A 12,685-nucleotide genomic window follows, 5' to 3' on the forward strand; every position below is an offset into this window, starting at 1 on the left:
CTCACGGACATATCCGTTACATCAGAGAAAAGCGGATCACATCTGGCTTCTGCTTTATTCCACACCCAAAACATAATCCACCCAAGCAGGCCTATGTTCCTGCATCATCAATAAAGATACCGAGATGCCATGGCGCAACAATGCAATTAGCTTGAACGCATCATGCCAGATCGGGCAATCCACGTGCATTCCCGCGGCTCATTTCGTTTATGGTCTTACGGTAGCGGGTCTTGCGACCAGTAAGGAGGACAAATGACTGTCATACTTCCTAGCAGCGGACGTAGCATAGTGACTGCCGCTGTCACGCCGTGCGAACATCTCCGATGAATTCCTCGAGCGTGATCAGATGTGGGCGCACCGCTTCCAGATAGGCGTCATGGATTCCAGCCGGGACGACAAGACTCACGCCTACTTCAGTCATTTCACGGAATTGCGCTTCTGAAACACCTTCCTGAAGGGTCAGACGATGTTTCGTTCGAATGCGTTCGACTTCATTTATAATCTGCCGCCATCTGTCCTTGCATGTTGTTTTTGCGGCAAGCATACGTAATCGATGCGCTGGAAATGATGCATCCTCATAGGCTGTAATGTTCGGGACCAACCCATCAGATTCAATATCAGTTGCCTGGTCAATATTGACATGGACCATAACATGGACCATTTATTATGCTAAGTATGTGCGAAACACAAAGGAACATGGACCATGCGCGTATCTGTCAGTGACGCGAAAGGCCAGCTCACCGAACTGGTAAAGCGAGCTGAAGCCGGGGATGAAGTCATTTTGACCCGTCGCGGCCATGAGATCGCACGGCTTGTAGCCGTTGCGGCAGCGCCCGGCCCCAAGGGCCGACGCGCACTGATGGAAAGGGTGAGGGCAACGGCGGCGGCGAAAGCATTACCCGGGGCTAATGCTGCGCGTAGTCAGGACTTTCTTTATGACGACGATGGGATGCCCATATGATCGCCGTCGATACATCCGCGCTCATGGCGATCGTGCTCAATGAGCCCAAAGGCGAAGCTTGCATGACGGCAATCGAACAGTCTGATGAGCTATTGATTTCCGCCGGAACAGTTACTGAAGCCCTCATTGTTGCTGCGCGACGTAATGTCGGTGAAGAGGTTGACGCGTTGATTTCCGGGCTCGGCTTCGAAATCGTATCCGTGACAGCCGCTTCCGCACGCCGGGTCGCCAACGCTTACGCCAGATGGGGCAAAGGCATTCACCCAGCTTCGCTCAACTATGGTGACTGCTTTTCCTATGAAGTTGCTCACGAGCATGGCTGTCCATTGCTCTATGTAGGAGACGACTTCGTTAAAACGGACCTGCGCTCGGTTCTATAGTGGTTGACTCCAGCCAAAGCGATATCCGGTTAACCGGCGATGCAATGTTTCTCCCCGCTATGACTTCTTCGAGAAAGCAGCGTCGGTATTGTCTCGACCAAATGAAATAAGCTGGTTGCGCCCAAAGGATGCATTGTTTCCTATCGGTTCCAGGATACCGCGCCTGCTAATAACAGCATTTCGGCACCGGAACCCTTTTCTTTCACGATGACTCATATCCGCATGATGCGAAGTAGTTTTGAGCATTTTGTGACTCGATATAGACTCTAACGGTGAATGAACCGCAATACTATCCGATTCCTGGACACGCTGCCCCGGACGCCTACCAAATTCCCGATACGTGTTTTCGGATATTGTTTCCTGCACACTTCAAATTTGAGATCGTACTTGATAGGATCCGCCGCGTGTAAACATCACGGATAACGTGACCGGAGATGTCTGCATATCCCCGGCGGTCCGGGAAGAGCGTCGGGGATTTAGATGATGTGGACGATGACCATGAACGTCGCAACACAGCACATGCATACCATAATGACTATCGTACAGAAAACAGTTCGCCAAACCAATCGTCGAAACGACGATCCTGTGCTGATTTCGACCGTTCATTGACTTCGGTGGTGAGAAGGGCGTTTAACGCTTTTGATTTATGATAATCGAGACGACCATGCATGACCCCGCTCCTGCATATTGGGAGTGGTATTTATCATAAAGTCAAATTTCGATCATCTTTGACTTTTGTTGATCGACATAAGTTTACGACCGTTCCGTCGTCAGACGGTGACAGGCTGTAAGACAGTGAACAGCGCCCCACCGTCGCGGTCCAGATCCTGAATATCCAGGAGAAGCAAGCCTCCGGTTTCAGGCACGGCAAGTTCTGTCTTGGTGGCGTTCATTGCTGCTGCAACTGCCTTTTTGTTCCCCCACACTTTTCCGCGCCTGGTCACATCCGGACCATCTTCAGGGCTAGCAATGCTGAATTCGACTCCGCCCACATCAACGCCGTCGCAAACGAGATTTCCGATTCCATGCAACAATGTAACTGCCATCACTATACCCTGTGTCTGAATCAAAATTATCCGAAGTTTAGTAGCTTGTCAGTTTTCAGAACCATGCTGCTTCGCTTTTAACCGCTCATTCAATAGGAGCTTGAGCCGCGCATTTTCCGCTTCCAGCTCTTCCAGTTCTTCGTCTGTCACCGGTCCGTCTTCAGTCTGGGGGCCTGGCTTTCTCACGCGCCGTTGCTTTTGCGGTGATTTGAGAACGGGAGGCGAGGCTAGAATTTCATCTATCCCCTCCTCTTTCCGCTCGGGCTCCACAACAACTGGCGCTTCTTGAGGGACTTTCGGCTCTTCAGCGGACGATAACACCTCAGAAGAAGCGACGGGCTCGACCTTTGGGGCTGCTGCCTTGCCATTTATTTCATCGGGATCTGTGGTCGTAACTTTGATGGATAGTCGCGTTGCCAATATAGATTCAGGCTGCTCAGAGCTTTCGCCGGCTGCAGGTCCAGCATCAGGCAATTCATCCGGCAAAGTCGACTTCTTCCGCGATCGCCAGTTCTTCAACCTCGCAACGAGACGTTTCCCCAGTGACTTCATCGTGATCGACCTCCCTATACCTGCCGCAACAGTATGCAGAAATGTTGTCAGCTTAAGCCCGACAACTCAATAGTTTTGGCGACCACAGCCGTTACACATGTCACCAGAACGCATGAACAGATCAGTTATCGAGGACGGCTGGACAGTCTTGGCGACCGTTTCTCTACTGCTGTTCCAATCGTCGGAGCATTTTGAGCAACTGTCTGTTTTCCATGCGCAATCTGGCGGCCAGTTCACGTTTCAGATCGGCATTTTCGATTTCCAGAGCTGACAATTCAGCCTGAATATCGGGCTCGGCTGCGATCCGACTTACCGTTTCTCGTTTAAACGGGACTGATTTTTTCTTACGACGTCGAACAGACGGCTTTCTCTCCCTCACAGTAGCATTTCCCGCCATGTTTGCCGTTTGCAGCTCTTCCATTGCAAGGGGTGCTTCTTCCGGTTTCGAGGCGTCCATGTTGGAAAGTTCTGGCTCGCTCAGAGCCTCTTCAACTTGCTCGATGACCGGCTCAGTTTGCGGCACAGCATTTATGGTCGTGGTCTCAGTTTTGCGTTCAATCGGCTTGGATAGATCAGGCTGGACCCGAGCCTCCACTGGAGATTGGGGCGCATCGGCCTCCACTTGCCGGGCAATCGACTTCAAATCCAGATTTCCCCACAAAGACGACGAGCCCTTGCGAGTACGCTTGTTCTTATATTCAACGACAATATTACGGTTTGGATTTTTCATCCGTGAGTAGCTTTCCCGAGGAAATTTGAAGGCACGCTCTACGCGCGTCAAAGGGCTTTTACCAGTAGCTACATATTACGCGTCGGATTTTCAACACTCAACAGAATCTCCGACCTGATCGATATGTCCTGAAAGCAAGTTCATCTCATCTTGAACACATGATGTACACGGCCTTATTGTTACATCAACCATTGACCTGTATTTTTGACGCCTAAATGAATTTCCAAACATCGATCTGGAGAAGCATACCATGGCAGACGAAACCATTGCAGCAGTAAACGAGACACCAGTTGAGGTGAGAAGCGCCGAGCCTGTGGGTGCCACGAAGAAAACCCGTGCACCACGCAAAAAAGCTGAGCCTAGGCCCGCAAAGGCGGCTGCAGCACCTGCCGCTAAAACCACGAGGGCCGCATCCAGACCAGAGAAAGCGGCCAAAGCTGCTTCAAAAGCAGCACCCGCTGCAACACCACCGGTAGAGAACAAGCGCAACAAGTACACGCCGGCCCAGCGCGCCTCCATCCTTGCTTCTATCGAGAAAGCAACAAAAGGTGGCAAGACCACTCTCAAGGCTGCATTGCAGCAGACTAAAGTGAGTGAGCAGACCTACTATAACTGGAAGAACGCTGCTACAAAGAAAGCGCCCACTCCGTCGGCAGGGTCGTCCAGCGATGATCTTTCCAGCTTGGTTGCACTGGAAGCAGAGAACCTCAAGCTACGCCAAGAACTTGCTGCAAAGCTTCGTGCTGAGAATGAAGAGTTGCGTAGACGTCTGGGTCGAACCTGAGGCGAATTGCTCCGCAGCATCTGCACCAGGGTGCTGTCAAAACAGATGACTTCCCACGTGTAAGTCATCTGTTCGCCTTTCGATGATGAAAATTTGTAGCCTTTGTTCTCTCCTTCCAAAGGCCCTCTAATAAGGCCAAGAGTGAGGATTACCATTCCGCACAACTTTTGATCTGGATTAGTGCATGACGACCACCAAGCGTCACGGGCAGGATTATGCTGACTGCCAATACCAAGATGGAGTCACATCATGATTTTGGATCCCGCTCAGGCCGAGGCACTCTACAAGGCAATGCACGCCCTGAATGAAGGGGGCGGCCAGCTACTTAACGCTTCCTTTGACGCATTCGTCCTCGGTGAGGCAATCATTGATGTTTGCACCCACACTGATGATCGCATCGAACTGCGATCTGCCGGCAATGTAACTGAAATACACGACGACCTATCCGCTTTCGCAGTTGCCTATCGTTTGCAAGCACTGTGATTGCTCAAGCGAAGGATGACACTGCGTTCGATTTCAGTTTTTTATCTATGAAATCTTCGTACGGACCGCTGGGCTGAAACTTAACAGAAGACAATTGAATAATGCGCTTAACCCATAGACCGGGTCATCGTCCAATGACGTGCTTTTTTGCTATTTCCAAGGCCTTCCGCGCATTGTTCTCAGCGGTCTCCTCGGTCGGCGCGACAGACTGGATTGTGAGCCTGTCTCCGCCCTCCACGACAAAAATATTCACCCCCTTCAAGCCACCGACATTCGGGAGGCGGATAAGTCGTCCAACTGCAGGGGAGACATCGATTTTCTCGATTTTAAACCCGATTTTTTCGGAACTGACGTCCAACTCTTTGAGATAACCGTCGTCGGTTCTGTTTTCCTGTCCCTGCTCGTCGACATGGCGATCGATAGCGATCATCAAATGTTGATCGTCATCTGTTCCGCAGCAGGACATCCGAAAGTTAGTCGGTTCTTCCGCATGATACGCAGAGGCATCGAAAATCGACCAGAACTCCTGCTTGATGGGCGTGAACTCGTGGATTTTAAAACCGTCAGCCCGCACGGGGACATTAATTCCGGCAAGTGCAATCGCGATGACGACCGCTATGAAAGATCTATTTTTCATTCAGGGCACCATTACATTAAGTTAAGCACGACCACCGTGAATCTGGACCGCTACGCTTGATAAAATAGTCAAAACTTGCGTCATGATAGCGTTCATGCAGCCAAATCAGTTCAGTCACAGTGGTCCGGCGCAGGACAGCTCGACGCGGACATCTTTACCTGCAATCAGATTCTGATCGGATGCGAGGATCAGTGTTCTGTCGCCCTCTCGTGCAAGCGGAATGATACCTTGCTGCAGTTTCTGGCGTATGCCGTTGATGTCCACGCTGGCGGTGTAATTGACCAATGCAGACATGCATCCACACATTCCGATCGACCGGTGCAAATTAAACCTCGCGTCGAAGGAAACAATGTTCGCCTGCCTCCTCACCTGCCCGGGCTTCAGATCGGCGCAGGCCGATAGTCCGTTCTGCAAATCAATTTCGACGGCATCGCTGGAAGCTGCTTGTCCCGCGGAGATAGCGCAAAGGAACACAGCCACGAATGATCTGAATAAAGACCTTCTTCTCCGTGCAGAAATCCTGATGACCTCGTCTGCTTCAGGAAGCATTTGACCCGAAACACTAATCATTTTTCTTGTTGATCCGTTCGTCTTTGGCCTCATTTGTCTTCACCGGAGCAATCTGCTGTTTCACGGTGCCGATCAAACCAGTTTCCCGTTTCGCAGTGTTTTCCGATTTCGCACCGTCTTCATCAGCCAACCCACTTAAGAGTGCTCTGGTCTCATAATTTCCACCATGTGCATCTCCTGTAACCAACACTGTTTTTCCTCCGTGGGACGCAGCGTCCCTTAGCGCCTCAAGCCGGTTGATTTCCATCATGAACGCCATGGCGTCGGCATCTGTGAGTGTCGTATCTGCTCGAAAGGCCGCAAGGGCTCTCGCATTGCCTTCTGCGATAATGCTGCGACTGGCCGCGATTCCCCGCGCCGTTATCGACATGGCGGCAGCAGACGCTTCCGCACTCTTTGTCCGCTTTATCTTCTCAGCCTCCCCATCGTTGTGCGCCGCTTCCAATCTGCGCTGAGGGTTCTGTCGCGAAATTTTCACTTCTGCTGCGCTACTGTCCCTTCGGAGCGCATAATTGAGTGAGGTGACAGGATATGGCAATCGATTTCAAAGGGGCTCACTTTCCTGAAAGTGTCATCCTTTACGCCGTTTTCTTTTACGTGCGCTATCCCGGTTCCTATCGTGACCTGCAGGAAATTATGGCCGAACGTGGTGTGAGCGTTGACCATGCAACATTGAATCGTTGGGTTGTCCGTTACGCGCCACTGATCGCAGATCAGGCACAGAAGCGTAAACATCGAACGCTTGCGTCATGGCGTGTTGACGAGACCTATATCAAGGTTCGTGGTCAATGGACCTATCTGTACCGAGCCGTTGACCGAGAAGGCCAAACACTTGATTTCATGCTCTCTGAACGCCGGAATTTCGGTGCTGCACGGCGTTTCTTCAAGAAAGCCATCGCAGCCAACGGTGTTCCAGACAAAATTGTCATTGATAAAAGCGGAGCCAATCTGGCCGGAGCACAAGCTGTAAACACAATCCTGAAAATCACCGGTCACAGCCAGATGATTGAAATCCTGCAGGTTAAATATCTCAACAACATCCTTGAGCAGGATCACCGGTTTATCAAGCGAATTACCAAACACATGTTGGGCTTCAAGGCATTTCATTCAGCCTCAGCGACAATCGCGGGCATCGAAGTGGCACATATGATCCGCAAGAAGCAGTTCGCAAATGACAACCGCTCGCCATTCGTGGTCTTTGCGGAGCTTGCAGCATAATTGCGTCTGAAGATCAGGCCGCCTTTAACCTGATGAAAAATTTGCGACATAACCGTAGCGTCAGCCGCCTATTCCGGCATCGTTTTTGAAACCATCCGCACATTCCGGGCGGAATATCCCGATGTCGCGGTCAACCTCACTGAAATGGAATTGCGGATGCAACTCTCGCGCATTTCGGAAGGCTTGCTGGATATGGGTTTCATCCGCTGGCCGGCCCCGCTGCCGCCGGGCTTGACCAGCCTTATCGTGAAGCGTGAGCCGCTCGTTGCCGTGTTGAACGAAGCCCATGCTCTGGCGAATTGTGGCACATTGCAACTCGGCGCCTTGAAGGGAGAAACCTTCCTTACATCGCGCCAGCCCGCCGACATCGGCTTTCACAGGACAACACTCGAAGCCTGCCGAAGCGCCGGTTTCGAACCGAATATCAATGCGCATGCACTGGATTTCACCGAAATCGCAAGCCGTGTCGCGATCGAACTCGGAGTAGCGCTTGTACCAAAATCGATGAGTGCCGTCAGCCTTCCCGGCATACGTTATGTCGATATAAGTGGTATTGCTATAACCTCAGAAGTGGTCTTGGCCTTCCGCAAAAGTGAGCCATCACGGGCAGCAAAGAGCTTCATTGCGCTCTGCCGTTGTGCACCTTAAAAACACAGTTTGGGCCGGGGAAATAATGCTGGATCTTGTATGTTCATTATGGCCCGCTTGACAACCAAAGCGGGCCATAATGACATTCCCCGTGATCGAGCGGATCGAATTCTCCGAGGATGACAGTTGATAGAACGAACTAGAAATCGACCGTCCGCGCTATATAAACATTCTCATATGCCGTAGCCCGGTCCGGAGCTGGCGGATAAATCCAGACCGTGTTGATCTCCTGTTTCACCTTCTTCGCGTCGGTGCCGGTGATTTCAACTTTGCCGGACCATCCGCGTGTAAAAATTGCAGCGTCAGCGCCGAGATCAAGGCAAACAACATATGCGGGCTGATTATACGCCAAGGTCGGCTCGCCTAAGAGTTCTGCGGCTGCATTATGGCCTGCAAAAGCGCCAAGCCGACGTGCATGCTGACAGGACATCAGCGAGAAATTTCCCTCATTGTCCGTTGCCGCTTTTGCGGTATCTCCAGTAGCGAAAATCTGAGCGTGACCAGGTACGCGAAGATCCGGTTCCACTATGATACGTCCGAGCTGGTCTCTTTCTGCCTCGAGCTGACTTGTGAGCGGTGAGGCGCGCATGCCTCCCGACCAGATAACTGTCGCCGTCTCGATCCGTTCTCCGTTATCAAGCGTTACTGAATTCTCGTCGAGTTTTGCAATTCCCGTGTTTAATCGGGTCTCTATACCAAGTTCCTTGAGACGCTGCTCGATATATGGACGTGGATTTTCTCCCATTGCTGGAGCGACATGCGGATTCCGATCCACAATGATGATGCGCGGATGAGCCTTCGAACCCAGAATACCACGCAGGCGCGTTTCGAGTTCGGTAGCGACTTCCAATCCTGTGAAACCCGCTCCGCCTACCACAATTGTGTCTCGTGCGGGGCTTGCCGGATGATCAGCAAGCCTGTGCAGATGCTGATCCAGTATTACAGCTTCTTCAAGATGGTTGGAGGCAAAGCCGTATTCCTCAAGCCCGGGGATTGGTGGCTGAAAACCGCGACTACCAGCAGCAAGCACGAGTCTGTCATAGGATTGTAGGAAGCTTCGACCATTGCCATCTATGATCGCAACTTGGCTACCAGCAACGCCGATCTTTTCTACTGTACCTGCAATGAAATTGATCTCAGTAGCGGAGAAGAGATCCCCAAGAGGAGCCGTCATTTTATCGGGCTCGGGTTCATAGAGCCTGGGGCGGATGACCAGCTCCGGTTCGGGGGACACGACGGTGATCTTCAAATCCTCAGCTGACACGCTCTTTTCGTGCCTCAGCCGAGAGGCAGCCAATGCTGCCATAACACCGGCAAAACCGGCGCCAACAATGAGGATATGCTTGGACATGATGATTTCTCCTGTTTACGAGATGCCGGTAATGGTGGGCATTTCGCCCTAGACATTCGTCTGAGTTTCGGACGTGCTGGCTAGTTTCCAGTATCGAGACGGTGAACACGGTAGACAGACATGTAACCCATCCGATTGATGCGTGATCTCGTGCCTTCATCAAGAGATCCCGATATGCCAACTTGATACTGACTGCTGAAGCCGCAATCGCGATCTCTGCTTTCAAACTGCTTTACCAAGTTGCTTTCAAAAATATCGCGGGAGACAACATAGGGTCGATTGGCTGATGGCATGGAACATCCTGTGCATCATACTGGGCCACTTACGCCCAAAGTATTGGTGCAGGGTCGTCGAGAACAGCGCTCACATCCAGCTTACGGGGTGGGGCATATCCCTGATCTCAGCGTTGGCTCAAAGTTTCGGTTTCAAAGAATGCTTCGCTCGGATTTTTCTCATCACCTTGACTGACGATATGCGCGAGAGTTCGTTTCGCCCGGCAACAGCCATCTCGATGTTGTTTGCCTCGCATAACGCTGCAAAAGTTACCATAACGCCGCCGACTTCTTGTTCAGGAATACCAGTGTCCCGAGCGTAAACATATTCAACGATTTGAAGTATGGTAGTCTTGTCGCATCCCAGAGACTGGACCAGTTCTACGGTTTCTTCGAGAAACCGACGATTTCTTTCCGCTCTGTCGTTCGCCAGATCCCTTCCGAAACACTCAATCACCCAGTTCCAGGCCCGCCTCTGGAAACGTACGCCATTCAATGCTTCAGCTTCTTGCATCCCAGTCACGATGATCACCTTTGAAAAAATTCAACTTGCAAACGTGTCAGAGAGAAATTTGTTACGAGAACAACGCCTGACCTGCATATTAAGATTGATGAAGCTTTGCAGAGTTCAATTTACCGAGCAATCTATACTTGTTGACAGGATTTGAATGATCCCGGTGGCAACTGTTCGCCACCGAGGTTTCATATATCTACGGTCGTTCAAACACGACTATTCCCGCTTGAAAGCTAAGTTTTCACTCAAGTTCCGGTCTGATCTGGTAATTGCTTTTCTCGCGGAGGAAGAAAGCTGCCAGCTTGAGAAAGGTCAGGCCACGGCAATACTGTTTCACCGCAAACCTTCCAGTTGCCCTCCTGCTTTCTAAGGCGCAGTTCATAAAATGCAGGGGTCGCTTTTTCACTCATCTGGCGAAAGAGGATGACAGTGGCTTCATCTTCCTGCTCTTCAATATGAAGGAATCGTTTTGTGGTAAGAAGAGGAAGTTCTCCTGCGTCTCGTCGTGACCGGAACTCCTCGAATATTCCCGCTTTCGAAAAGCGGGAGATTTCGCCATCTGGCGTCAACACCAGGAAAGCCAGATCTTCCGAATATAACTCTTCCATTTCGTCCATGCGATAATGGCTGCCCACTTCTGCCAGTTTCTCAACAAAAGCAGCAATTTCAGAATTATTCTGTGTCATAATCCAGATCCTTTAAACAAGCGACATTCCGCCATCGACGTGGAGATCAATGCCATTGATGAAGCTGCTCGCCTGTGAAGCGAGGAACAGAGCGGCTCGTGCCAGTTCATCAGTTGTTCCCAATCTCCCTACGGGAATCGTTTCGGCCATCAACTTGAGAAACGGTTCGCGTTCGACATCTGAGATTCCAAGTTTACCCAGGATTTCAGTATCTGTGGGTCCTGGGCTGATAACATTTGCCCTGATACGTCTATGCTTGAATTCGAGAGCCCAGTTCTTCACAAATGCCACCGCAGCCGCCTTCGACCCGGCATAAACTGTATGATCGGGAAGGACCTTGGTTGCCGCCAGAGAACTGGTGACAATAATAGTGCCATCATCATTTATGAGAGGTGATAATGTCTGGACACCGAAGAAGACACCTTTTGTATTGATGTTGAAATGTCGATCATAAATATCTTCAGTCACTGCCTCAGACGCTTTAAGGTCGATGACACCGGCATTTGCAAAATAGATATCGAAAGTGCCGAAGCGATCGGAGATCTCATCTGCCACCCGTTTATGGTGGGAAAGATCGGAGACATCGCCGCAGATGCCAATGGCATTTCCGCCGATGTCTTTCAGTGCTGCGTTTAGAGCGTCCTGTCGGCGAGCAGTTATGACGACCTGTGCTCCATTCTCCACGAATAGTTTAGCGGTAGCTTTACCGATGCCACTGCTGCCGCCTGTGATGACGGCCACCTTGTCTTTGAGAAGACCCATATACTTTCTCCATATTGATCTGGAGGTAAAATATGGATTTGATCAGTGTTCCATTAGCCCATGGCTGGGTATTTCACTTTTGCTTCCGGAGTTCGAATGCCAAACCTTTTGAATGAAACCGCAGGTCTTTTGGCATTTGTGCGCACTGTGGAAGCAGGTTCCTTCAGTGCAGCAGCCCGGCTACTCAAGACGTCCCCTTCAGTTATTTCCAGAAGTGTCGGGCGACTTGAAAGACTCATCGATACGCGTCTCTTTCTAAGGTCGACGCGTGTTCTCGTACTGACCGCAGACGGACATTTGCTATTCGAGCGCCTGTCTCCCCTGCTTCGCGAACTCGATATTGCCGATGATGAAATCACTGCACGCAAGGAGATATCAGGTCGGGTCCGCTTCTCCATGTCTAGCGAACTTGCTCCGCTGTTTCTTGACACCATATTGTCCGGCTTTGCTGCGCGTTATCCAGGAATTCATCTTGAAATCGGCCTGACCGATCGTCACGTCGATATTATTCGCGAAGATTATGACGTGGCATTTCGGGTGGGAGCGGTCGAGAATGGTGATTTGATCATTCGCCGACTGGCCGATTTTGAAATGATTATGGTCGGTTCTCCGGATTTTGCGAACAATCATGGTTTGCCTGGCACGATAAAGGAAGCCGCCAAGTTGCCCTTTGCAAGGTATATGGCCAATGGATACCCGAACGACGTAAAGCTGGATGATGGTACTCACTTCGCCCCACAAGGACGTGTCGATTGCGATTCAGGCCAGGCTTTGAAAGCCGCTGCCAGACATGGTCTCGGTGCAGCTGTTGTGATGCGTTGTGTGGTTAAGGACGATCTCGAAAAAGGAAGTCTGGTCGAAATTTCGAAAATGCTAACACTTCCGTCTATGCCATTTCACGCTGTGCACGCCTATAAGCGCCTGGTTCCCACGCGTGTGCGCGTTCTTTGCGATATGGTCGAAAGCCGAGCAAAAGCATTGGCTTCCTCGTGAGGCCATATTTAGGTTTTCAGACAATTAGGACAGAATCTTCAACAAACCAGCCTTGGATTGATGTCGCGCTCTTTTTCCGAACCCCGGCCATTTGAAAC

The 12,685-nt window shown here is 51.0% G+C and carries 19 protein-coding genes; 7 read left to right on the plus strand and 12 right to left on the minus strand.

Annotation, left to right across the window (positions count from 1 at the left end):
- Positions 1 to 301 precede the first annotated feature (301 nt).
- Entirely contained in the window at positions 302 to 661 is a 360-nt protein-coding gene (locus F9K91_RS21420; RefSeq protein ID WP_235913339.1) for a type II restriction endonuclease, read from the minus strand.
- Positions 662 to 703: 42 nt separating this feature from the next.
- Between F9K91_RS21420 and F9K91_RS21425 the strand changes: the two genes are divergently transcribed.
- Positions 704 to 961: a type II toxin-antitoxin system Phd/YefM family antitoxin gene (locus tag F9K91_RS21425; protein ID WP_112591074.1), complete on the plus strand. Its 258-nt coding sequence runs from the start codon at positions 704 to 706 to the stop codon at positions 959 to 961.
- The gene (locus F9K91_RS21430) at positions 958 to 1,341 is read left to right on the plus strand and encodes a type II toxin-antitoxin system VapC family toxin (protein WP_151678680.1); all 384 of its coding nucleotides are present in this window, start codon (positions 958 to 960) and stop codon (positions 1,339 to 1,341) included. The genes F9K91_RS21425 and F9K91_RS21430 overlap by 4 nt, the downstream gene beginning before the upstream one ends.
- Before the next feature lie 535 nt (positions 1,342 to 1,876).
- On the opposite strand, the gene F9K91_RS26595 is transcribed toward F9K91_RS21430, so the two are convergent.
- The 4 genes from F9K91_RS26595 to F9K91_RS21445 form a co-directional block, all read right to left on the minus strand.
- Complete coding sequence (locus F9K91_RS26595; protein WP_268891693.1) at positions 1,877 to 2,011, minus strand: hypothetical protein; 135 nt, start codon at positions 2,009 to 2,011, stop codon at positions 1,877 to 1,879.
- Positions 2,012 to 2,111: 100 nt separating this feature from the next.
- Complete coding sequence (locus F9K91_RS21435) at positions 2,112 to 2,387, minus strand: hypothetical protein (protein ID WP_235913340.1); 276 nt, start codon at positions 2,385 to 2,387, stop codon at positions 2,112 to 2,114.
- 48 nt (positions 2,388 to 2,435) lie between these two features.
- On the minus strand, positions 2,436 to 2,939 hold the full coding sequence (locus F9K91_RS21440; RefSeq protein ID WP_151678682.1) for a hypothetical protein: 504 nt from the start codon (positions 2,937 to 2,939) through the stop codon (positions 2,436 to 2,438).
- 163 nt (positions 2,940 to 3,102) lie between these two features.
- Positions 3,103 to 3,669, minus strand: a complete 567-nt coding sequence (locus F9K91_RS21445; protein WP_151678683.1) for a hypothetical protein — start codon at positions 3,667 to 3,669, stop codon at positions 3,103 to 3,105.
- 250 nt (positions 3,670 to 3,919) lie between these two features.
- On the opposite strand from F9K91_RS21445, the gene F9K91_RS21450 reads away from it, so the two are divergent.
- Entirely contained in the window at positions 3,920 to 4,453 is a 534-nt protein-coding gene (locus F9K91_RS21450; protein ID WP_151678684.1) for a transposase, read from the plus strand.
- A gap of 249 nt (positions 4,454 to 4,702) precedes the next feature.
- A complete protein-coding gene (locus tag F9K91_RS21455) occupies positions 4,703 to 4,936 on the plus strand; it encodes a hypothetical protein (protein ID WP_235913341.1) in 234 nt (77 codons plus the stop codon).
- Positions 4,937 to 5,060: 124 nt separating this feature from the next.
- Here F9K91_RS21455 and F9K91_RS21460 read toward each other — a convergent pair whose 3' ends face one another.
- From F9K91_RS21460 to F9K91_RS21470, 3 genes are all read right to left on the minus strand, one after another.
- A complete protein-coding gene (locus F9K91_RS21460) occupies positions 5,061 to 5,573 on the minus strand; it encodes a hypothetical protein (RefSeq protein WP_151678685.1) in 513 nt (170 codons plus the stop codon).
- A 114-nt stretch (positions 5,574 to 5,687) separates the two neighbouring features.
- The gene (locus F9K91_RS21465) at positions 5,688 to 6,176 is read right to left on the minus strand and encodes a DUF2195 family protein (RefSeq protein WP_151678686.1); all 489 of its coding nucleotides are present in this window, start codon (positions 6,174 to 6,176) and stop codon (positions 5,688 to 5,690) included.
- Positions 6,136 to 6,621 (minus strand): SPFH domain-containing protein, encoded by a 486-nt coding sequence (locus F9K91_RS21470; RefSeq protein WP_151678687.1) that lies wholly within the window; start codon positions 6,619 to 6,621, stop codon positions 6,136 to 6,138. Before F9K91_RS21470 ends, F9K91_RS21465 begins: the two co-directional genes overlap by 41 nt.
- Positions 6,622 to 6,674: 53 nt before the next feature.
- Here F9K91_RS21470 and F9K91_RS21475 point away from each other — a divergent pair, with 53 nt between their 5' ends.
- Together F9K91_RS21475 and F9K91_RS21480 are read left to right on the plus strand one after the other, a co-directional pair.
- Positions 6,675 to 7,361, plus strand: a complete 687-nt coding sequence (locus F9K91_RS21475; protein ID WP_151678688.1) for an IS6 family transposase — start codon at positions 6,675 to 6,677, stop codon at positions 7,359 to 7,361.
- A gap of 48 nt (positions 7,362 to 7,409) precedes the next feature.
- On the plus strand, positions 7,410 to 8,009 hold the full coding sequence (locus F9K91_RS21480) for a LysR family substrate-binding domain-containing protein (RefSeq protein ID WP_268891694.1): 600 nt from the start codon (positions 7,410 to 7,412) through the stop codon (positions 8,007 to 8,009).
- A gap of 139 nt (positions 8,010 to 8,148) precedes the next feature.
- On the opposite strand, the gene F9K91_RS21485 is transcribed toward F9K91_RS21480, so the two are convergent.
- From F9K91_RS21485 to F9K91_RS21500, 4 genes are all read right to left on the minus strand, one after another.
- Positions 8,149 to 9,360 (minus strand): NAD(P)/FAD-dependent oxidoreductase, encoded by a 1,212-nt coding sequence (locus F9K91_RS21485; protein ID WP_151678689.1) that lies wholly within the window; start codon positions 9,358 to 9,360, stop codon positions 8,149 to 8,151.
- A 411-nt stretch (positions 9,361 to 9,771) separates the two neighbouring features.
- Positions 9,772 to 10,146 (minus strand): hypothetical protein, encoded by a 375-nt coding sequence (locus F9K91_RS21490; protein ID WP_105731615.1) that lies wholly within the window; start codon positions 10,144 to 10,146, stop codon positions 9,772 to 9,774.
- A 245-nt stretch (positions 10,147 to 10,391) separates the two neighbouring features.
- Positions 10,392 to 10,832 (minus strand): hypothetical protein, encoded by a 441-nt coding sequence (locus tag F9K91_RS21495; RefSeq protein WP_105731614.1) that lies wholly within the window; start codon positions 10,830 to 10,832, stop codon positions 10,392 to 10,394.
- A 12-nt stretch (positions 10,833 to 10,844) separates the two neighbouring features.
- Positions 10,845 to 11,594, minus strand: a complete 750-nt coding sequence (locus F9K91_RS21500) for an SDR family NAD(P)-dependent oxidoreductase (protein ID WP_105731613.1) — start codon at positions 11,592 to 11,594, stop codon at positions 10,845 to 10,847.
- Positions 11,595 to 11,690: 96 nt separating this feature from the next.
- Between F9K91_RS21500 and F9K91_RS21505 the strand changes: the two genes are divergently transcribed.
- On the plus strand, positions 11,691 to 12,587 hold the full coding sequence (locus F9K91_RS21505; RefSeq protein ID WP_105731612.1) for a LysR family transcriptional regulator: 897 nt from the start codon (positions 11,691 to 11,693) through the stop codon (positions 12,585 to 12,587).
- Positions 12,588 to 12,685: the final 98 nt, after the last annotated feature.

The organism is Brucella tritici (genome assembly GCF_008932295.1).
In the GTDB taxonomy this organism is placed as follows: Bacteria; Pseudomonadota; Alphaproteobacteria; order Rhizobiales; family Rhizobiaceae; genus Brucella; species Brucella tritici.